Raw genomic sequence first — 20,079 nt, 5'->3', positions numbered from 1 at the left:
GATATTATGCAAAAAGATTAAATGATCTTGCCGCTTACTTATATTTGCTGATCTAATACAAGTTAAAATTGATAGCTGATATTAAATGCTGTTACTACATCAGAAGTTCTAAATCCCTTTGGTTTATACAATGGCACACCGAAGAATACATCATAATTTATTCCCCATTGCATACCTTTTAAGCCCAATGCCATTCCCATTAATTCATTACCTAGAGAATCTGACTGTTGCTGATAAACCTTGCCATAATCAATGCCTAAGTAAAATTGTCTGGTTGGATTAATTATCCATGTAATATCATTTTGAACTGTCCAACCTTTGTTTCCTGATAAAGTCAATTCTCCATTAAAACCTCGAACACTATAACGCCCACCAATGCTGAAACGGTCTTGTGAGGTTAAAGGCGTACGATTATATTGTCCATTAAATCTTAAACTGTGTTGCCAATGACTCTCTGCTACCTTAAAAGGTGTTGTTAAAGATAAATTGGCAAAAATTAATTTAAAGCGAGAAGTACCTTCATTAAATAACTCTTCAGGTGCAGATATTGCACCAAATGCACCTGTCCCTCGTTTATAACTTAATCCTAAATTTAATGTAGTATTTTCAAAGACGTGCTGATATTTAATTCCTACTTGCCAACCGCCAGTATGACGATGTTGTACATCAATTTTTTCATGATCAATAAAGGAATTTGAATTTCTTACCCAAACACCGCCCCATAAAGATGTTTTGCGTTTATTATCTCTATACAAAGTATAAGAAGCATTGACCTTTTCAGTTTTGCTTTTACCTGAATAAATGTAATTTTGGAAAGCCCCGAAGACTTCTTGATAATATTGATTTTGTGAATGATCTAAACTAAATAGCCAATACCCTACAGGAAAAGAATAGTGCAAACTTAAATTATGAGTACCACGCTTTCCCTTATCATCTTCTTTAGTCTTTAAACTATGAGTATAGCTGGCATAAAAAAGATCGTTTCCAGTAAGTAAATTATCAAAAGAAAGTGTTGCTGAACCTTGAAATTTGCCTGTTGAGCGTGATCCACTATCATCTAAACCAAGAGTTAAACGAATAGGAAAGGCTTGTGTATAGCTGATTTTTAAATCACTTTCACCCACTTGAATACCATTACCTTGTGCAGGTAAAATTTCAATATTCGCTTCTGCTGTCGGTACTCGTTTTAAATTTTCAAGGGATTGCTCAATATCTCGAACATTTAAAACATCACCTGACTTTAATGCCATTGCTGTCCACGCTGACAATGATGAAAAACGAGGAATATTAGAACTATCTGCAACAATAAAATGACGAACTCTGCCTTTTATAACAGTTAGCTCTAATATACCTGAATGGAGATCTTGAGGACTTGCCACAACTCTTGAAGTAACAAAACCTTGTTTAATAATATTATTTTGAAGTTGCTTCATTACAATATTCAATCCTTCACCACCTAAACAATGTGGAAAGGTTAAATTTAATTCTTTAAAGGTTTCTTGTAATAGAGGTTTGAATTGGGACTTTTGATTAGATGAATTGTAGTCTTTCAAGGTGATTTTCTGGATTGGATAGCAGGGCGTTTCTTCCTGGGGTAAATATAATCGAGAAGATCTAATCTGAAATTTAACCTCTTTCTCGGTATTCAACTGTGCTTCCCGAATTTTGTCCCGCTGTTGCTGACGTTGTTGATTTTGGCTGTCTATTTTTTGAATGGTTTCTTGCTCAATATAAGAACTTAATCTATTGGCTGAAGTGGTAATAGTAAACGTAAATAAGAAAAGAAATATAATAAAATATCTCATAACATAGTCCTTGTATTTATTAAGACATAAAATCCAATATTTTTGCAGTCTATTTTAAATACATTTATTTATCAATATTTATATTCAATAATCATATACATTTGATATTATTTTAAATAAAAAAATAAAAGAACTATTATAGAAATTCTGTATTGAAAAGGCATTTATTAAGAGAAGTTTTTGAAGATAAAATAACCTAGCTCGCAATTAATTATTAAATTTTATCTATTTGAAAAAGAATAATTTAGGTCAAAAATCAAATATTACCCAATATTTACACCTGTTAAACAAATCAAATATATAATATGTAATAGGTTACTTTCACATAATTACATATGGTAATTTATTGAGATTTAGCTGTTTAAATAATAAAGAAAAGTACATCTTAGGTTTTGGGTCAACTCCAAATAATACCATTTTAATACTTACTATTTAATTGCTCTTATTTATACTTTTGTAAAGTTTACAATAGCTCAAGACTAAAATATTTATTTATCATAAATAATATCTTTATAGCACTAGAAATAAGGGATATTTAAAGAGGTAATTTGTTAGAAATAAATGCAAATTATTGAAAAGTAAATAATTCATAAGAAAATTGGCGGAGGAAGTGAGATTCGAACTCACGGAGGGCGTAAACCCTCGCCGGTTTTCAAGACCGGTGCCTTCAACCACTCGACCATTCCTCCGTTTTGATGATGCGTAATATAATATAGATTATGTTAGCTGTAAATTAAAAATTGCTTAATTAAATTTAAAAGCTGAAGATTTAATCATTCGAGTACATTTTATAACTAAAAATAAAAAATTTATGTATTTTGTTATCACTCTTTTCATTGACTTTTTATTGCGTAACCATTACTTTATCAATATACATTCATTTTACTATAATCTCACTATAAAGGGAGTTTTTATGCAATCTCGTATTATTATTGATGCTAAACAAGAATCGTTACTAAGTACTCATAAAGTGCTACGTAACACCTACTTTTTATTAGCATTAACCTTAACATTTTCAGCTGTCGTTGCTTATGTGGCAATGAGCTTAAATCTTCCACCTTTACATTTTGGTATTCTTTTGGTGGGTTTCTATGGTTTATTATTTTTAAATAATGCACTTGCCAATAGTGCTTGGGGTATTCTTTCTACCTTTGCACTAACAGGATTCTTAGGCTATTCAATTGGACCATTGCTTAATGCTTATATTGGTGCAGGGCTTGGCGATCTTGTTTTCTTTGCATTAGCTGGTACTGCTGCAGTATTTTTCACTTGCTCAACCTATGTATTAACGACTAAAAAAGATATGTCGTTTCTATCAGGTATGATGTTTGCATTATTCATCGTACTAGTAGTAGGTATGATTGCAAGTTTCTTCTTTAATATGCCTGGTTTCCATGTTGCATTAAGTTCATTGTTTATCGTATTCTCTACAATGGGGATTTTGTATGAAACCAGTAATATTATTCATGGTGGTGAAACTAATTATATTCGTGCAACTGTGAGTTTATATGTTTCTTTATATAACTTATTTCTCAGTTTATTAAATTTACTCGGTATATTTAATAGTAACGATTAGTAATTGAATTGATAGGTAAATACACGCCCCTTTTATAGGGGCTTTTTTGTATAATGGTATACATATAAGTAGGCTAAAGTATGTTGAATATAAATAATATAGAAATTGAAACCGACTCTGAGGGTTATTTACTCAATCTAAATCAGTGGAATAAGGACGTTGCCTTAGCAATAGCACAACAAGAACAACTAATTTTAACTGAAGCACATTGGGAAGTGATTTATTTTGTTCGTAGTTTTTATGAAGAATATAAAACCTCACCAGCAATTAGAATGCTAGTAAAAGCGATAGCACAAAAGCTAGGTGAAGATAAGGGAAATAGCCGTTATTTACAACGCTTGTTCCCTGATGGTCCAGCAAAACAAGCCACGAAATTAGCGGGATTACCAAAGCCAGCAAAATGCCTATAGCGCTATAATTATTGATAATCATTAGTATTTACATAAATTAATATAGGCTATATAATCGTCGGACAATTTATTATTAATAGATAAATTGCAAAATAGTTATTAACTAAATAAAAGAGGATTTATTATGTTACGTATATTTATGGCTATAAGCTGCGCTGTACTTGCTTTATTTAGTACATCTAGCTTTGCAAAATTTAAGGTTGTTACAACCTTTACAATTATTCAAGATATTGCACAAAATGTTGCTGGTGATGCAGCGATTGTTGAGTCAATCACTAAACCAGGTGCAGAAATTCATGAATATGAACCAACTCCACAAGATATTGTAAAAGCACAATCTGCTGATTTAATTTTATGGAATGGTATGAACCTAGAAACATGGTTTGAACGCTTCTTCCAAAATATTAAAGATAGGCCATCTGTTGTGGTAACAGAAGGTATCACTCCTGTTTCGATCTATGAAGGTCCTTATGAAGGTAAACCAAATCCGCATGCTTGGATGTCGCCAACCAATGCTCTTACTTATATTGAAAATATTAAAAATGCGTTTGTAAAATATGATCCCCAAAATGCTGAAACTTACCGCAAGAATGCAGCAACTTACGCACAAAAAATTAAAGATTTAGATACGCCTTTACGTAATAAATTATCTCAAATCCCTGAAAAACAACGTTGGTTAGCAACAAGTGAAGGGGCTTTTGGTTATCTTGCTAAAGACTATAATCTAAAAGAAGCATATTTATGGGCAATTAATGTTGAGCAACAAGGTACTCCACAACAAGTTCGTAAATTAATCGATCTTATTCGTGATAATAATATCCCTGTTGTATTCAGTGAAAGTACCATTTCTGATAAACCAGCAAAACAAGTGGCTAAAGAAAGTGGAGCTAAATACGGTGGTGTACTTTATGTAGATTCACTATCTACTGCTGATGGTCCAGTCCCAACTTATATTGACCTATTAAAAACAACTGTAACAACTATTGTAAAAGGATTTGAAAAATAATGACTACCGCTACTATTAGCTCTATTAATATTAAAGATATTACCGTTCGTTATAATAATGGACATACGGCAATTTATGATGTTAGCTTTAAACTAGAAGGTGGGACAACCTGTGCTTTAGTAGGAGTTAATGGTAGTGGTAAATCAACATTATTCAAAAGCCTAATGGGTCTAGTCAAGCCACAACAAGGAGAAATTCAATTGTGTGGCTTGCCTATATCTGAAGCCTTAAAACGAAATCTCGTTTCTTATGTCCCCCAAAGTGAAGATGTAGACTGGCAATTTCCCGTGTCTGTTTATGATGTTGTCATGATGGGACGCTATGGCTATATGAATTTTTTACGTATTCCAAAAGCAGAAGACAAAAAAATGGTCGAAGAAGCAATGGAACGTGTAAATATTCAACATCTTGCTGATCGTCAAATTGGTGAGCTTTCTGGAGGTCAAAAGAAACGGGTTTTCCTCGCACGAGCATTAGCACAACAAAGCCGTATTATTTTACTTGATGAGCCTTTTACTGGTGTTGACGTAAAAACAGAAAATGCCATTGTTGACCTATTAGGACAATTACGTCAAGAAGGACATCTAATTCTTGTTTCTACACATAACCTTGGGTCTGTACCTGATTTTTGCGATCAAGTAGTAATGATTAATCGTACTGTTCTAGCCACAGGTGATACTAAATCAACCTTTACCCAAGAAAACCTTGAAATTGTTTTCGGTGGCGTTCTCCGTCATATTAAACTAGAAGGTTCTGAGTTACATGATGATGAAGATAGCCGTTCAGTTACGGTACTTACTGATGATGAACGCCCAGCTGTTTTCTATGGTCGAACTAAAAATGATCCACCAGCAAAAGTGGTAAAAAAATGCCTTGAAAATGATAAATGTACTGATGACGACAAGGATGTAACGAAATAAAATGCTTGATCTTTTACTTGAACCTTTTACTTATGAATATATGGTGAAAGCCATTGTCATTAGTACCTTTGTCGGTGGGATATGTGCTTTTTTATCCGCCTACTTAATGCTTAAGGGCTGGTCGCTAATTGGTGACGCACTCTCTCATTCCGTTGTTCCTGGGGTTGCTATTGCTTATATCCTAGGTCTTCCCTATGCCTTAGGAGCCTTTTTCTCTGGAATTCTTGCCGCACTTTCTATTCTATGGATTAAGTCGGTATCAAAATTAAGAGAAGATGCGATTATTGGCTTTATTTTTACCACTTTTTTTGCTTCAGGACTATTAATTATTTCACTTAATCCAACATCAATTAATGTTCAAGAAATTATTTTAGGAAATATCTTAGGTATTTCAGATGATGATATGATTCAGGTGGGAGTTATTGCAGGTATTTGTCTTATTCTGCTATTAATTTTTTGGAAAGATTTGCTACTGGTTTTTTTTGATGAAATTCAAGCAACCGCGGTGGGTTTAAAAGTCTATTATTATAAAGTACTTTTCTTTACATTATTAAGTGCTTGTGTCGTTGCTGCTTTACAAACAGTTGGCGCTATTCTTGTCATTGCAATGGTAATTACACCAGGAGCAACAGCCTATCTCCTCACGGATCGTTTTAAAACATTAGCAATTATTGCTACATTTTTAGGGACAATTACTAGTGCCGTAGGAGTTTATATTAGCTATTACTTGGACGGTGCTACCGGTGGGATTATCGTCTGCTTACAAACTGCATTCTTCTTGCTAGCCTTCTTGTTTTCACCTAAATATGGATTACTAGCGCAAAGAAAAAATAAAAAGCTGGAGATAACCAATGAATAGTATTATTAGCTGGATAACAGAGCCTTTTATTTATCCTTTTATGCAAAATGCGTTACTTACTGCATTAGTTGTTGCAATTATTTGTGCAGTATTATCTTGCTACCTTATTTTAAAAGGCTGGGCATTAATGGGAGATGCAATTTCTCATGCCGTATTACCGGGGATTGTCCTTGCCTATTTAGCTGGATTACCACTATCCGTTGGTGCATTCGGATCTGGTCTATTTTGTTCTTTAAGTGTCGGTTATTTAAAAGAGAATAGCCGCATAAAAGAAGATACGGTAATGGGAATCGTATTCTCTGGTATGTTTGCTATTGGTCTTGTGATGTTTACCAAAGTTGAAACAGAACAACATTTAACTCATATTCTTTTTGGTAATTTACTCGGCGTATCAACATCTGAACTCATTCAAACTTTGATTGTATCAGCAATTATATTATTTGTTATTTTACTAAAAAGAAAAGATTTTTTACTCTATTGTTTCGATCCTAGCCATACCAGAGTTATAGGTGCTTCTCCCAGACTACTTCATTACACCTTATTAATATTACTAGCTCTCACGATTGTTACGGCTATGCAAGTTGTTGGCGTAATTCTTGTTGTTGCAATGCTTATTTCTCCAGGAATAACAGCTTATATGCTAACCAAACGATTTGACAGAATGTTAATTATTGCTACTATTATTTCTATATCAACAAGTATATTTGGTACCATCATCAGTTTTCACATAGATGGTGCAACAGGACCTTGTATTATTTTATTACAAGCAGCACTATTCTTATTAGTACTGATTTATACTAAATTAAAAATGCACCAGCAATCTTAGCGCAATATAGAAAATTCAATATACTGTGTCGTTTTATCATAATCTTGTTCAAGGACTTGCTTTACACTGGCAGTTCTTGGACCTTGTTTTAGCCATTCTCTAAATAAATCAATATTATCCTTATTACCTTGAACAATCACTTGTACACTCCCATCAGATAGGTTCTTTACGCTCCCCTTAATCCCTAATCTAATCGCTTCCTTCCAAGTGAAATAACGAAAGCCTACCCCCTGTACTCTTCCATAAATAATAAATATCTTAGATATCTCCATTATTGTTTTTCTCATAAAATATAGGTGAAATTCACTATATATCAAAAATCAATATTATTTAATTAGTATAAATAATAAACTCATATTATTCTATAATAACTTATTTAATAAATATTTTATTAAAATCAATTTTTCTATTTTCATTTGTTTGAAATTAGACTAGCATAGCTCTATACTTTAACTAGTTAAAGTTAGCTAAAATTTAAATCTATTATTTAAAAAATAATTAGGAGCAATTATGAAATTTCGTGTTAATGCATTAGCGATTGTAGCATTAATTAGTAGTACCACAAGTTTTGCAAGTATGATTAATAGTTCATCAAATATTGATGTTTTAGCTGTTGATGGTCAAAAAGCAAATAAATCATTATTTAAATCAAAAAGCAGTTTTGAAATTACTGACAACCAACTTCATCAACTTGTTGTTCGAGTTTCAGAAATTGTTAGATACGGTTCTGATCGTTCTCTTTATGAATCAGATCCAATTATTGTTACCTTTAAAAATACCAATGAAGATCTTATGATTGTAGCGCCTAAAATTGAAAATGAAAATGATGTCAATAATTTTAAGGCCAATCCTAAAATTACATTAACAACAAAATCAGGTAATCCTATTGATACAAAGCAAGAGATTTTAAAGCAAGAAGGCTTTTTGCCTGGGGTTAATTTAATTGGTAATCTTTCTGAATATAATGCTTCTAATTCTATTGCCTCTGTTTCTGGTTTTGCGACCAGTTCACTTCCTACTGCAATGCCTGGTTTTGCAAAAACACAAAAGGATAAAATTGTTGTTCAAGGTGAAAATATCGCAGAACAACAATTACAATACTGGTTCCAACAAGCAGATAAAGAAACCCAAACTCGTTTTATAAATTGGGCAAAGAAACAAAAATAATATTGTAGTAATCTTTAATAATAAATTAAAGATTATGACAGTAATAAAGATAACACCTAAAAGTGAGCGATAAATAGCTCACTTTTTATCGCTAAGGAAGATATGATGAAATTTACGACTCGTACCCTTTCAAATAAAAAATCTGTCGCACTTGTTGCCCATGATCACTGTAAATTCGATTTAGTTAATTGGTGTAAATCACACACCTTATCCCTTTCAAAACACATTTTGTACGCCACGGGAACAACAGGCCATTTAATTAATAAAGAAACGGGGCTTACTGTTCAAAGCCTGCTTAGCGGTCCAATGGGTGGTGATCAGCAATTAGGTGCATTAATTGCTGAAAATAAAATTGATTTACTCATTTTCTTTTGGGATCCAATGAATGCAGTACCACATGATCCAGATGTAAAAGCGTTGATGCGTATTGCGACAGTATGGAATATCCCTGTAGCAATGAATATATCCACTGCCGATTTTCTAATTAGTTCGCCTGCATTCCAAGAAAAAATTGATATCCAAATTCCCGATTATCAAAATTACTTAAATGAAAGACTAAAATAATAATATTAATTAAAATGATGAATAATTGGTTAAATGCAAAAATAGTTGCCACTCTGCCGATCTTTATTGCCGTTAATATAGTGGCAATTATTGTTTGGCAACTAGATATATCTCAACAAACAATGCCTCTTATTTTGGGAATTATTGCAGGAGGATTAACCGATCTTGATAATCGTTTAACTGGTCGCTTAAAAAATGTCTTTTATACATTAATTGCCTTCTCAATATCTTCTGTTGCTACTCAACTTATGATTGGTAAAGGGATTAGTTTCAGTTTACTAATGATGTTAATCACCTTTATTTTCACAATGATTGGAGCCTTAGGGCAACGTTATAGTACAATTGCATTTGGTACATTAATTGTTGCCCTTTACACAACACTAGCTTATATCCCAAGCACTGCTTGGTATGTAAATCCAATTCTGATTTTATGTGGAACAATTATTTATAGCTTATGCTCTCTCACGATACACATCATTTTTCCGAATCGACCAGTACAAGAAAGCGTTGCGGTATCTTTTCTTGCATTAGCTGAATATTTAGAAAAAAAATCCCATTTTTTTGATCCTGATGATATTGCAGATTTAGAGAATAAACATATATCACTCGCCATCAAAAATGGTAACCTGATTGACGCTTTCAATAACACGAGAACCATATTATTTAACCGAATAAGCGGACAACATAGACATGCAAGAACAGCAAAGATGATAAAATATTACTTTGTTGCTCAAGAAATTCACGAAAGAATTAATTCTAGTCATCTTGATCACCTACAATTACTTGAACAGCTTAAAAATACAGACTTGGTTTTTCGTATTTTAAGATTGCTAGAAATTGAAGCTCAATCTTGTCGTAACATTGCCTATAGCTTACAAAACAATCAAAAATATTGCTATAATCAACGATTAGATCAAGCAATTACTGGTTTAACCCAATCACTAGAACTCTATTTAAACGCAAATATTATTGACCAGAAACAACAACTAACAATTAAAACATTAGTTGAAAATTTACAATTTGTTGCTTGGCAACTTAAACATATTGATCAAACTCAAACCGATCAAGAAGATGAATATAAAACGGCACTTATTCATACCGATCAAATAACAGGTGTAAAAAATATGTTTTTGACTATTTATAGTCATTTCACTTTTGAATCACAACTATTTCGCCATGCAGTAAGACTTTCTATCGTTGTTTTTACTTGTTGTATGATTGTGGAGCTACTTGATTTAAGTTTAGGTTACTGGATACTCCTTACTGCTATTCTTGTTTGTCAACCTAACTATTCATCAACTAAAGTACGCTTAAAACAACGGGTTGTCGGTACCATATTAGGTGTGATAGTAGCTTCCCTCATACCTTATATACAACCTACATTAGAATTGCAATTAGGATTAATTGTCGCCACCAGTAGTTTGTTTTTCTTTTTCAGAGTCAATAATTATAGCTTCTCAACATTTTTTATTACATTACAAGTTATTATTAGCTTTAATATAATGGGATTTGATGTCAGTAATGCTACATTCTCTCGATTATTAGATACTCTAATTGGTACGAGTATTGCTTGGTTTGCGGTATCTTATTTATGGCCAGATTGGAAATATCTCACGATAAAAAAAGTAATTCATCAAACAATGAAAGCAAATGCAAAATATTTTGTTTACATTATTGGACAATTACAATTTGGTAAAGGCGATCCATTGAAATACCGAATAGCGAGAAGGAAGGCTCATGAAACAGCCACTGCTCTCAGTACAACAATATCTAACATGAATAACGAGCCCCAAAAATATCAACATTACTTACAAGATAGTTTTGAGCTGTTAAAACTTAACTATTCGTTACTCAGTTACATTTCCGCGTTAGGTGCTTATCGTAAAAATATGCAAGAAATAAAGCAAAATATTACATTTTTAGCAGGTTTTTACCCTGTAAGTAAAAAGTTAATAAATATTTTAGAAAATATTGATCAATTAGAACCAACTATATTTAATGATCAAATTTTAAAGGTAGAATATGCTTTAAAAAAATTAAATAACGAAAATAATAACTTAAATAACGATACAAAATTAAGTATCCCTTTACAACAAATAAACTTAATTTGTCAGATACTGCCTGCACTATATAATTCCTATCATAGAATAGAACACAAAACAAACAATTAACTGCTAAATTGCTAATAAGTAAATAGACAATAAAGTACTATCATAAAAAAATAAAATTATTAGCGGAATTAAACATCAAGTAACATTAGAATGGCTGCATCACCGCCCCATTCTCTTGGAGCTTGATGTAATGCTCTCACTCTAGGATGCTGAACTAGCCATCGAGGAACTTGTCGTTTTAAGGTAAAAGTACCATATCCTGTCATCACACTAGCACAGCATATATGTTCTTTTTCACAGGCTTGAATTAAACTCGCCAATTCAATTTTAGCCTCTTGTTTTTTTAAACCATGTAAATCTAAAAATAATTCTGGCGAAAAATCACCACGTCTTAACTGCTTTAATAAATAAGAATCTTCCCCTTCTCTTAAATATTTAACCGCACTTTCTTCATTTAACAAAGGTTCGTATTCATCTGAAAAAAAGAATAATGTATCTTCTTTTTCTCTAATCTCTTTAATCGCTAATTTTTTCTTTAAGTTTTTCCTTTCTGGAACAAATACATTCTGTTCCAATGGCTTAACATCCTTGACTATCTCTCGGAATAAACTTAAATCGTCATTCTCTCGCATAATTATCCCAATAACCCATAACTTTTACTTAATGATAGCATATAATTATGATATAACTAGTAAACAGATGACACAGCTCAAAGGAAATCATAATGACTACCATAAATTTCAATCAAGATCTTATCCACAATATCATCTCTGATAATGTGCAACAAGATCTGCATACTATCAAAGATTTTTTACGTTGGACTTACAGTACTTTCAATCGCTCTGATATTTATTATGGACATGGTTATGATAATGCTTGGGACGAAACGGTACAACTGGTATTATCAGCATTACAATTACCAATTGACCTACCAAATGATTTATATAACTCACGCCTTACTCAATCTGAAAAAAATCATATTATTAAATTAGTTGTAACTCGAATTTCTGAGCGAATCCCCGTAGCTTATCTCACTAACAGTGCATGGTTCTGTGGCATAGAGTTTTATGTTGATGAAAGAGTAATTATTCCTCGTTCACCAATCAGTGCCCTTATTCAAGATAATTTTTCATCAGTATTACAATCAGCACCGACCAGAATTCTTGATATGTGTACAGGAAGTGGTTGTATTGCGATTGCTTGTGCAGAACAATTTCCTTATGCAGAAATTGATGCCGTTGATTTATCTATTGATGCACTCAATGTGGCTGAAATTAATATTGAACGCCATAATTTATTACATCGTGTTTTCCCAATTCGCTCTGATTTATTCTCTAGCCTACCTGAAGATAAATATGATCTTATTATTGCCAACCCACCTTATGTGGATAGCGAAGATCTCGCCGAAATGCCCGAAGAATATCATTATGAACCAGAAATGGCTCTAGGTTCAGGTACTGATGGATTAGCCATCACCAAACAAATTCTTTATGCTGCAGCTGATTATCTCTCTGACAATGGTGTATTAGTATGTGAAGTAGGCAACAGTATGATTCATTTAACCGAACAATATCCTGATGTACCATTTAAATGGCAAGAATTGAAAAATGGTGGCGTAGGCGTATTTGCACTAACAAAAACAGATTTAGTTAATCATAGAGATGAATTTAAAGCTTAATTTAGAATATAAATACTAAATTAGAAAAGAAAAAACTCAAGGTTTATTACCCTTAATACAACAACTGGTAATAAACCTTGTTATTTAACTCTATAATAATAAAATTAAGATATTGACCTTAACATTGTGCCAATATCCGTTAAACTACGAACAATTTTAACGCCCGCTTTTTCGAGTGCGGTAATTTTCTCATTAACTGTTCCTTTTCCATTACTAACAATCGCTCCTGCGTGTCCCATTCGTTTTCCTATTGGTGCAGTCATACCCGCAATGTAAGCAATAACAGGTTTACTCATATGATTTTTAATAAATTCTGCAGCCACTTCTTCGGAAGTACCACCTATTTCCCCAATCATAATAATTACATCCGTTTCAGGATCAGCTTCAAATTGGCGTAAAATATCCACAAAACTTGAACCAGAAATAGGATCTCCCCCAATCCCTACGCACGTAGATTGTCCTAGCCCTTCATCGCTAACTTGTTTAACCGCTTCATAGGTTAATGTGCCTGAACGAGAAACAATCCCTACTCGCCCTTTTCGATGAATATTTGCTGGCATAATACCGACCTTACACTCATCAGGTGTGATAATCCCTGGTGAATTGGGTCCAACCATTATTGTTCCTGTGGCATCTAATTTAACTTTTATTTCTATCATATCTAAAACGGGAATACCTTCTGTAATACAAACAATCAGTTTAATCCCCGCATCAATGGCTTCAAAAATTGCATCTTTACAAAATGGTGCAGGTACATAAATTACTGTTGCGGTCGCTTTTGTATAATCCACAGCTTCTTTTACAGTATTAAAGACAGGCAAACCTAAATGATAGGTTCCGCCTTTATTAGGCGATACGCCCGCTACTAATTTAGTGCCATATTGTAAGGCTTGTTCTGAATGATATGTCCCTTGACTTCCTGTAAATCCCTGACAAATAACTTTGGTATGTTTATTAATTAAAATTGACATTATTTACCCTCCGCTAATTGCACCACTTTTTTTGCAGCTTCAGCTAGACTATTCACTGCAATAATATTTATATTACTCTGAGATAAAATTTGATGTCCTTGTTCAGCATTGGTTCCTTCTAATCTCACCACCACAGGAACTTTTACACCAATTTCATTTACCGCACTAATAATCGCTTCTGCAATAAGATCACAACGAACAATACCACCAAAAATATTCACTATTACTGCTTTTACTGAATGATCCGTAAAAATAATATTAAAGGCTTTTATCATTCTTTCTTTCGTTGCCCCACCACCAATATCTAAAAAATTAGCTGGTTTTCCGCCATAAAAATTAATGGTATCCATTGTCCCCATTGCCAAACCAGCCCCATTGACAACACAGCCAATATTTCCTTCCAAAGCAACATAACTCAAATTATATTTTTCAGCTTCCGCCTCTCTAGGATCTTCTTGACTGGAATCACGCATTGCTAATAAATCTGAATGACGAAATAATGCGTTATTATCCACGACAATCTTAGCATCAAGGCAATGTAAATGGTTATCTTCTTGAATAATCAGTGGATTAATTTCTACTAACGCTAAATCTTTTTCCTTAAATAGTTTACCGAGTTTACAAAATAATTCGCTAAACTCTGAGACTTGAGCACCTTGCAAACCAAGCTTAAAAGCTAACGCTCGACCTTGATATGGCATTGCTCCTACTAGGGGATCAAGCACCACTTTATGTAATAAGTGCGGTGTTTTTTGAGCAACAGTTTCAATATCAACACCACCTTCTGCTGAGGCAATGACAACCACTCGTTGCAAGCTACGATCAACAATCAAACTTAAATAAAGTTCTTTTTTTATAGCAATATAAGGCTCAATATAAATACTGTGAACGGGATTACCTAAATGATTCGTTTGTGCTGTAACCAAAGGTTTTCCTAAAAAAGTATCAAAAAACGACCGCACTTCTTGTGCAGATTTACAAACCTTAACACCACCTGCTTTACCTCTTCCCCCTGCGTGTACTTGGCATTTCGCTACCCATTTTTGACCACCTAGTTTACTAATCGCCGCTAATCCCTCATCAATATGATGACATAATATCCCCGAACTAACAGGCACGCCGTATTCAGAAAAAATTGCTTTACTTTGATACTCATGTAAATTCATATTACTACCTTTTAACCCTATGTTTACATTCATTAAATATTAATTTTTGTACAGTATTAAGAATAATTGATTTATAAAAACAGATAAAGAAATTCTTAAAGATAAATACTAAATTACCCATAAATCTAGATTTAATTCTTGAAATCTCTATAATGACAAAGAAAATTATTAGTAAATTAACAAGATCACGCAAGAAAGGAATTACTATGTCTGATAACAAGCATTGCAAATTACTTATTTTAGGCTCAGGTCCTGCTGGTTATACTGCTGCAATTTATGCAGCAAGAGCAAATTTAAATCCAGTATTAGTAACAGGACTACAACAAGGTGGACAACTCACTACCACATCAGAAATTGAGAATTGGCCAGGTGATTTTAAAGAAACCACAGGTTCAGAATTAATGCAACGAATGCTTGAACACGCTGAAAAATTTGAAACTGAGATTGTGTTTGATCATATTCATAAAGTGGATTTATCAAAACGTCCATTTACTCTCTATGGTGATAGCCATACTTTCACTTGTGATGCGTTAATTATTGCAACTGGTGCTTCTGCTCGCTATTTAGGATTACCATCAGAAGACGCTTTTAAAGGACGTGGGGTTTCAGCTTGTGCTACTTGCGATGGTTTCTTTTATCGTAATAAACCTGTTGCAGTGATTGGTGGTGGTAACACTGCCGTAGAAGAAGCACTTTATCTAGCCAATATTGCAGCTGAAGTACATTTAATTCATCGCCGTGATAGTTTTAGAGCGGAAAAAATCTTAATTGATCGTTTATATAAAAAAGTAGAAGAAGGCAAAATTATTTTACACACCGATCGTACTTTAGATGAAGTATTAGGGAACGAAATGGGTGTAACAGGTTTACGTTTAAAAGATACTAAATCAAATGCCACAGAAGAACTTTTATTAGATGGTATTTTTGTAGCTATCGGTCACTCACCAAATACCGAAATTTTTGCGGATCAATTAGAACTAAATAATGGTTACATTGTAGTCAAATCTGGACTCAGTGGTAATGCTACAGCCACATCAGTTGAAGGTGTTTTTGCGGCTGGTGATGTAATGGATCATATTTATCGTCAAGCGATTACCTCAGCAGGTACTGGTTGTATGGCAGCACTAGATGCCGAACGCTTTTTAGATGCTGAAAAATAATGTTTTAACTTCAAAAAGCTAAGGGCGTATTCAAACGTCTTTAGCTTTATTTTTTAATCATACGCAAAAAAATACAAAAGATGATCATATGGATAAAATAAGACAGAAATATTTACAAAAATGGCTTAATAATCAACAAAAATCAATCAAAAAACAATTAAATTTAAATATCATTTTTGCCAGTATTTCATCAATAATTTTAGTCATTCAAACTTATTGCCTTGCAACACTTCTACATAATTTAATTATTGAAGGTAAGCCACGAGAACAATTAATCATCTATTTTATTGGTCTTATCCTCTGTTTTACATTGCGTGCAATTATTCTCTACATTAGGGAAAAAATTGGTTTTAAGTGCGGTCAAAAATTAAGAAATATTATTCGCCAACAAATTTTTGATAAAATTCATCTTGTAGGTCCTGCAACCATTAATAATAAACCAGCAGGAAGTTGGGCTACCATTATGTTAGAACAAGTAGAAAACCTACATAATTTCTATGCTCGTTATATTCCACAACAAAGCCTATCAGCGATTACCCCTATTGTTATTTTAATCGTCATTTTTCCACTAAACTGGGCAGCGGGACTGATACTCTTATTAACCGCCCCCCTTATTCCTTTATTTATGATATTAGTGGGTATGGCAGCCGCTGATAGCAATCAAAAAAATATGAATATATTGGCACGCCTAAGTGGACAATTTCTCGATCGCCTAAAAGGCTTAGAAACACTACGTCTCTTTAACAAAACAGAAGAACAAACCATACATATTGAAGAAACTACCGAAGACTATCGAGAAACTACAATGGACGTGCTAAAAATGGCATTTTTATCTTCGGCTGTTTTAGAGTTTTTTACATCAATCTCTATTGCATTAATGGCAGTTTATTTTGGATTTAGCTATCTCGGTGAACTTAACTTTGGTACCTATAATACCAGTTTAACCTTATTTGTTGGGTTCTTCTGCTTAATTCTTGCCCCTGAGTTTTATCAACCATTGCGAGATCTAGGGACGTATTACCACGATCGTGCAGCGGGTATTGGTGCAGCAGATGCTATTGTTGATTTCTTAGAAACCGATTATTTAACCAGTCAATCACAACAAAACGATCAAGTTACACAAAGTGAAATGGAAAATTCAGTGGTACCGCCAATAGAAATTATCGCTCAGGATCTTGTAATATTATCCCCACAAGGCAAGGCTCTCACAAAACCATTAAATTTCCGTTTATCAGCTAAAACTCACACAGCATTAGTTGGACAAAGTGGTGCGGGGAAAACTTCAATTATTAATACATTATTAGGTTTCTTAGCTTACAAAGGCAGTTTAACTATTAATAATATTGAATTAAACACATTAAATCTAGCACAATGGCGTAAACAAATTGCTTGGGTAGGGCAAAATCCATTACTGTTAGAAGCCACCGTCAGAGAAAATTTATTACTTGGTGATATTCAAGCAACAGAACAAGAAATTACAACGGCCTTAGAGCAATCCCAAGCTAGTGAATTTATCAATAAAATAGGCTTAGAAACTAAAATTAAAGAAGGTAATATTGGACTTTCCGTAGGTCAAGCACAACGCCTTGCAGTTGCTAGAGCCTTGTTACGACAAGGTAATTTACTCCTACTTGATGAACCAACTGCAAGCCTTGATGCTCAATCAGAAAATTTGGTACTAGCCGCCTTACAACAAATTAGCCAATCGCAAACGACACTAATGATTACCCATAGAATTGAAGATCTCAAACAATGTGACAATATTCTAGTAATGCGAGAAGGTGAAATTATTCAACAAGGACATTTTGATCAACTTAAAAATGAAGGCTTTTTTGCCGAACTTCTTGCTCAAAGACAACAGGATATTAACTAATGCGTTCATTATTACCTTTTATTCGTTTATTTAAATACGCTAAATTTCCTTTATTTATTGGCATTATTTTAATGATTACGGGACTCGCTGCCAGTATCAGCTTATTAACCCTTTCTGGCTGGTTTCTTGCCGCTACCGCTATTGTAGGAATACATACCCTATTTAATTTTTTCTATCCTTCAGCTAGTGTTCGAGGCTTTGCTATAGGTAGAACGGTTGCACGCTATTTTGAAAAAATCGTGACTCATGATGCCACTTTTCGTATTCTAGCCAAATTACGTGTGCAAGTTTTTAGTAAAATTATTCCTCTAAGCCCATCAGTATTAAATCGTTATCGTAATACAGATTTACTTAACCGATTAGTTGCAGATGTGGATACCCTTGATAATCTTTATTTACGTCTTATTGCACCTTTTATTAGTGCAATCGTTGTTATTATAGCGATGACGATAACCCTAAGCTTCTTTAATCTAAAAATTGCGTTAGGTATCGGATTTACCTTATTAATATTACTAATTGTTATTCCAACTATTTTTTATCATTTAGGTAACAAATTTGGATTGGCTCTCACACAATCTCGTGCCAATTATCGCACTCAATTTCTCGAGTTTATCCAAGCTCAAGCAGAATTATTACTTTTCAATGCGGCACAACCACTAAAACAACAATTAAATGAAACAGAACAACAATGGCAAGCTTACCAGCAGCAAGAAGCTAATCTATCAGGATTTTCTACCGCACTTTTATTATTTATTAATGGTCTGATTTTATCCACGACCCTTTGGGTTGCTGCCAATGCTGATTTTGGTGATTGGGATTATCCTAAAGCCTTAATTGGCTTATTTGCACTTGCGGCTTTAGCAAGCTTTGAAATATTAATGCCAATCGGAGCCGCATTTTTACATATCGGACAAATTGTTGCTTCAGCAGAGCGTGTTAATGAAATAACTTCACAGCAGCCGTTAGTACAATTTAATGGAACTAATACAATTCAAATTACGCCAAATCAACCAATCATTGAGATTCAAGATCTGCTATTCCACTATCCAGAAAAAAAAGAACTGGCTATTGATCATCTTAATTTATCAATACTCGCTCAACAAAAAGTTGCTATTTTAGGAAAAACAGGTAGTGGTAAATCCACTCTTTTACAATTATTAGTCCGTCATTATGATGCACAACAAGGTCAGTTACAGTTAGCTGGCAAAGATATTCGCTCATATACCGAAAGTAGTTTACGTCAGCATATTTGCTTTTTAACACAACGTGTTCATATTTTTAGTGATACATTGCGTAATAACTTACAAATAGCCTCAACCACTAAAATAAAAGATACACAATTTATTGATATTTTACAAAAAGTAGGCTTAAGTAAATTATTAGAACAAGAACAAGGTTTGGATTTATGGTTAGGTGATGGTGGTCGCCCACTTTCTGGTGGAGAACAACGCCGTCTAGGGCTAGCAAGAGTATTATTAAATGAAGCACCAATAGTACTACTTGATGAACCAACAGAAGGGCTAGATCGTGAAACAGAACGCAATATACTTGCGTTAATATTACAACATTGCCAACAGAAAACCTTGATTATGATAACACACCGTTTAACATCAATTGAAAAATTCGATCAAATTTGTATTATTGATAATGCTAAACTGATTGAAAAAGGATCTTATTCAGAATTAATCAATAAGCCACAAGGTTTCTTCAAACGGTTACTAGAAAGAATTTAGATAAGAAAGATTGAGTTGGGTGGAAACCTTCCCAGCTTGATCTCGGCACACAGAAATTCTGACTTTGGCTGCTTTCTTCCGAACCTGACCGAGTAAACCAGACACTATTGCGAGGAACCGAAAAGGTTTCCATAGGATTGATCACCTAAACTAGAATAATCAAGAGCCAGTATTATGCAATAAGACTTTGCATTTTGCAAATGTTTACTTATTGATTGCTGGTAATTTCTGCTATACTTCGCCTCATCATAAAA

Annotated in this window: 18 protein-coding genes, 1 tRNA gene and 1 other RNA gene; 13 read left to right on the top strand and 7 right to left on the bottom strand. The window is 33.5% G+C overall.

Going from position 1 to position 20,079, the window contains the following annotated elements; genetic code table 11:
* Positions 1–62: 62 nt before the first annotated feature.
* Together EV697_RS09280 and EV697_RS09275 are read right to left on the bottom strand one after the other, a co-directional pair.
* Complete coding sequence (locus EV697_RS09280; RefSeq protein WP_132024929.1) at positions 63–1,805, bottom strand: ShlB/FhaC/HecB family hemolysin secretion/activation protein; 1,743 nt, start codon at positions 1,803–1,805, stop codon at positions 63–65.
* Positions 1,806–2,404: 599 nt separating this feature from the next.
* Positions 2,405–2,494 (bottom strand) — tRNA-Ser (locus EV697_RS09275).
* 224 nt (positions 2,495–2,718) lie between these two features.
* Here EV697_RS09275 and EV697_RS09270 point away from each other — a divergent pair.
* The 6 genes from EV697_RS09270 to EV697_RS09245 all read left to right on the top strand — a co-directional run bounded on the left by EV697_RS09270 (position 2,719) and on the right by EV697_RS09245 (position 7,402).
* Positions 2,719–3,381, top strand: coding sequence for a Bax inhibitor-1 family protein (locus tag EV697_RS09270; RefSeq protein WP_132024927.1), 663 nt, complete (start codon positions 2,719–2,721; stop codon positions 3,379–3,381).
* 80 nt (positions 3,382–3,461) lie between these two features.
* Complete coding sequence (locus EV697_RS09265) at positions 3,462–3,791, top strand: TusE/DsrC/DsvC family sulfur relay protein (protein ID WP_132024925.1); 330 nt, start codon at positions 3,462–3,464, stop codon at positions 3,789–3,791.
* A gap of 124 nt (positions 3,792–3,915) precedes the next feature.
* Positions 3,916–4,797 carry a metal ABC transporter substrate-binding protein gene (locus EV697_RS09260; RefSeq protein ID WP_132024923.1) on the top strand — a complete coding sequence of 294 codons (882 nt, stop codon included), beginning with the start codon at positions 3,916–3,918 and terminating at the stop codon, positions 4,795–4,797.
* Positions 4,797–5,717, top strand: coding sequence for a manganese/iron ABC transporter ATP-binding protein (locus EV697_RS09255; protein WP_132024921.1), 921 nt, complete (start codon positions 4,797–4,799; stop codon positions 5,715–5,717). Before EV697_RS09260 ends, EV697_RS09255 begins: the two co-directional genes overlap by 1 nt.
* A gap of 1 nt (position 5,718) precedes the next feature.
* Complete coding sequence (locus EV697_RS09250) at positions 5,719–6,576, top strand: metal ABC transporter permease (RefSeq protein WP_132024919.1); 858 nt, start codon at positions 5,719–5,721, stop codon at positions 6,574–6,576.
* Entirely contained in the window at positions 6,569–7,402 is an 834-nt protein-coding gene (locus tag EV697_RS09245) for a metal ABC transporter permease (protein ID WP_132024917.1), read from the top strand. Before EV697_RS09250 ends, EV697_RS09245 begins: the two co-directional genes overlap by 8 nt.
* Here EV697_RS09245 and EV697_RS09240 read toward each other — a convergent pair.
* Complete coding sequence (locus EV697_RS09240) at positions 7,399–7,674, bottom strand: acylphosphatase (RefSeq protein ID WP_132024915.1); 276 nt, start codon at positions 7,672–7,674, stop codon at positions 7,399–7,401. The genes EV697_RS09245 and EV697_RS09240 overlap by 4 nt on opposite strands.
* A gap of 238 nt (positions 7,675–7,912) precedes the next feature.
* On the opposite strand from EV697_RS09240, the gene EV697_RS09235 reads away from it, so the two are divergent.
* From EV697_RS09235 to yccS, 3 genes are all read left to right on the top strand, one after another.
* The gene (locus EV697_RS09235) at positions 7,913–8,569 is read left to right on the top strand and encodes a curli polymerization inhibitor CsgI-related protein (protein ID WP_132024913.1); all 657 of its coding nucleotides are present in this window, start codon (positions 7,913–7,915) and stop codon (positions 8,567–8,569) included.
* Between the two features lie 105 nt (positions 8,570–8,674).
* Entirely contained in the window at positions 8,675–9,133 is a 459-nt protein-coding gene (gene mgsA, locus EV697_RS09230) for a methylglyoxal synthase (RefSeq protein WP_132024911.1), read from the top strand.
* Between the two features lie 17 nt (positions 9,134–9,150).
* A complete protein-coding gene (yccS, locus tag EV697_RS09225) occupies positions 9,151–11,304 on the top strand; it encodes a YccS family putative transporter (RefSeq protein ID WP_132024909.1) in 2,154 nt (717 codons plus the stop codon).
* A 68-nt stretch (positions 11,305–11,372) separates the two neighbouring features.
* On the opposite strand, the gene smrB is transcribed toward yccS, so the two are convergent.
* Complete coding sequence (gene smrB / locus EV697_RS09220; RefSeq protein ID WP_132024907.1) at positions 11,373–11,876, bottom strand: endonuclease SmrB; 504 nt, start codon at positions 11,874–11,876, stop codon at positions 11,373–11,375.
* Positions 11,877–11,968: 92 nt separating this feature from the next.
* On the opposite strand from smrB, the gene prmB reads away from it, so the two are divergent.
* Positions 11,969–12,922 (top strand): 50S ribosomal protein L3 N(5)-glutamine methyltransferase, encoded by a 954-nt coding sequence (gene prmB / locus EV697_RS09215; RefSeq protein WP_132024905.1) that lies wholly within the window; start codon positions 11,969–11,971, stop codon positions 12,920–12,922.
* A gap of 104 nt (positions 12,923–13,026) precedes the next feature.
* Here the strand turns inward: prmB and sucD are convergent, their stop codons facing one another.
* Both sucD and sucC read right to left on the bottom strand, forming a co-directional pair.
* The gene (gene sucD / locus EV697_RS09210) at positions 13,027–13,893 is read right to left on the bottom strand and encodes a succinate--CoA ligase subunit alpha (RefSeq protein WP_132024903.1); all 867 of its coding nucleotides are present in this window, start codon (positions 13,891–13,893) and stop codon (positions 13,027–13,029) included.
* A complete protein-coding gene (gene sucC, locus EV697_RS09205) occupies positions 13,893–15,059 on the bottom strand; it encodes an ADP-forming succinate--CoA ligase subunit beta (protein WP_132024901.1) in 1,167 nt (388 codons plus the stop codon). The genes sucD and sucC overlap by 1 nt, the downstream gene beginning before the upstream one ends.
* Positions 15,060–15,265: 206 nt before the next feature.
* Here sucC and trxB point away from each other — a divergent pair, with 206 nt between their 5' ends.
* The 3 genes from trxB (at position 15,266) to cydC (ending at position 19,825) form a co-directional block, all read left to right on the top strand.
* A complete protein-coding gene (gene trxB, locus EV697_RS09200) occupies positions 15,266–16,219 on the top strand; it encodes a thioredoxin-disulfide reductase (RefSeq protein WP_132024898.1) in 954 nt (317 codons plus the stop codon).
* An 88-nt stretch (positions 16,220–16,307) separates the two neighbouring features.
* Positions 16,308–18,092: a heme ABC transporter permease/ATP-binding protein CydD gene (cydD, locus tag EV697_RS09195; RefSeq protein ID WP_132024896.1), complete on the top strand. Its 1,785-nt coding sequence runs from the start codon at positions 16,308–16,310 to the stop codon at positions 18,090–18,092.
* Positions 18,092–19,825 (top strand): heme ABC transporter ATP-binding protein/permease CydC, encoded by a 1,734-nt coding sequence (gene cydC / locus EV697_RS09190; RefSeq protein WP_132024894.1) that lies wholly within the window; start codon positions 18,092–18,094, stop codon positions 19,823–19,825. The genes cydD and cydC overlap by 1 nt, the downstream gene beginning before the upstream one ends.
* 25 nt (positions 19,826–19,850) lie before the next feature.
* Here cydC and ffs read toward each other — a convergent pair.
* An RNA gene (gene ffs, locus EV697_RS09185) (signal recognition particle sRNA small type) lies at positions 19,851–19,949 on the bottom strand.
* Positions 19,950–20,079 lie beyond the last annotated feature (130 nt).

The sequence above is a fragment of the Bisgaardia hudsonensis genome (genome assembly GCF_004345785.1).
In the GTDB taxonomy this organism is placed as follows: domain Bacteria; phylum Pseudomonadota; class Gammaproteobacteria; order Enterobacterales; family Pasteurellaceae; genus Bisgaardia; species Bisgaardia hudsonensis.
The sequence above is the reverse complement of the archived record's forward strand: the minus strand, read 5'-3'. Positions and strand labels throughout refer to the sequence as shown.

Bases quoted from the DNA above. Each gene is read 5' to 3' on its own strand.
- EV697_RS09280 (WP_132024929.1), bottom strand. From the start codon at position 1,805: ATGAGATATTTTATTATATTTCTTTTCTTATTTACGTTTACTATTACC.
- EV697_RS09270 (WP_132024927.1), top strand. From the start codon at position 2,719: ATGCAATCTCGTATTATTATTGATGCTAAACAAGAATCGTTACTAAGT.
- EV697_RS09265 (WP_132024925.1), top strand. From the start codon at position 3,462: ATGTTGAATATAAATAATATAGAAATTGAAACCGACTCTGAGGGTTAT.
- EV697_RS09260 (WP_132024923.1), top strand. From the start codon at position 3,916: ATGTTACGTATATTTATGGCTATAAGCTGCGCTGTACTTGCTTTATTT.
- EV697_RS09255 (WP_132024921.1), top strand. From the start codon at position 4,797: ATGACTACCGCTACTATTAGCTCTATTAATATTAAAGATATTACCGTT.
- EV697_RS09250 (WP_132024919.1), top strand. From the start codon at position 5,719: ATGCTTGATCTTTTACTTGAACCTTTTACTTATGAATATATGGTGAAA.
- EV697_RS09245 (WP_132024917.1), top strand. From the start codon at position 6,569: ATGAATAGTATTATTAGCTGGATAACAGAGCCTTTTATTTATCCTTTT.
- EV697_RS09240 (WP_132024915.1), bottom strand. From the start codon at position 7,674: ATGGAGATATCTAAGATATTTATTATTTATGGAAGAGTACAGGGGGTA.
- EV697_RS09235 (WP_132024913.1), top strand. From the start codon at position 7,913: ATGAAATTTCGTGTTAATGCATTAGCGATTGTAGCATTAATTAGTAGT.
- mgsA (WP_132024911.1), top strand. From the start codon at position 8,675: ATGAAATTTACGACTCGTACCCTTTCAAATAAAAAATCTGTCGCACTT.
- yccS (WP_132024909.1), top strand. From the start codon at position 9,151: ATGAATAATTGGTTAAATGCAAAAATAGTTGCCACTCTGCCGATCTTT.
- smrB (WP_132024907.1), bottom strand. From the start codon at position 11,876: ATGCGAGAGAATGACGATTTAAGTTTATTCCGAGAGATAGTCAAGGAT.
- prmB (WP_132024905.1), top strand. From the start codon at position 11,969: ATGACTACCATAAATTTCAATCAAGATCTTATCCACAATATCATCTCT.
- sucD (WP_132024903.1), bottom strand. From the start codon at position 13,893: ATGTCAATTTTAATTAATAAACATACCAAAGTTATTTGTCAGGGATTT.
- sucC (WP_132024901.1), bottom strand. From the start codon at position 15,059: ATGAATTTACATGAGTATCAAAGTAAAGCAATTTTTTCTGAATACGGC.
- trxB (WP_132024898.1), top strand. From the start codon at position 15,266: ATGTCTGATAACAAGCATTGCAAATTACTTATTTTAGGCTCAGGTCCT.
- cydD (WP_132024896.1), top strand. From the start codon at position 16,308: ATGGATAAAATAAGACAGAAATATTTACAAAAATGGCTTAATAATCAA.
- cydC (WP_132024894.1), top strand. From the start codon at position 18,092: ATGCGTTCATTATTACCTTTTATTCGTTTATTTAAATACGCTAAATTT.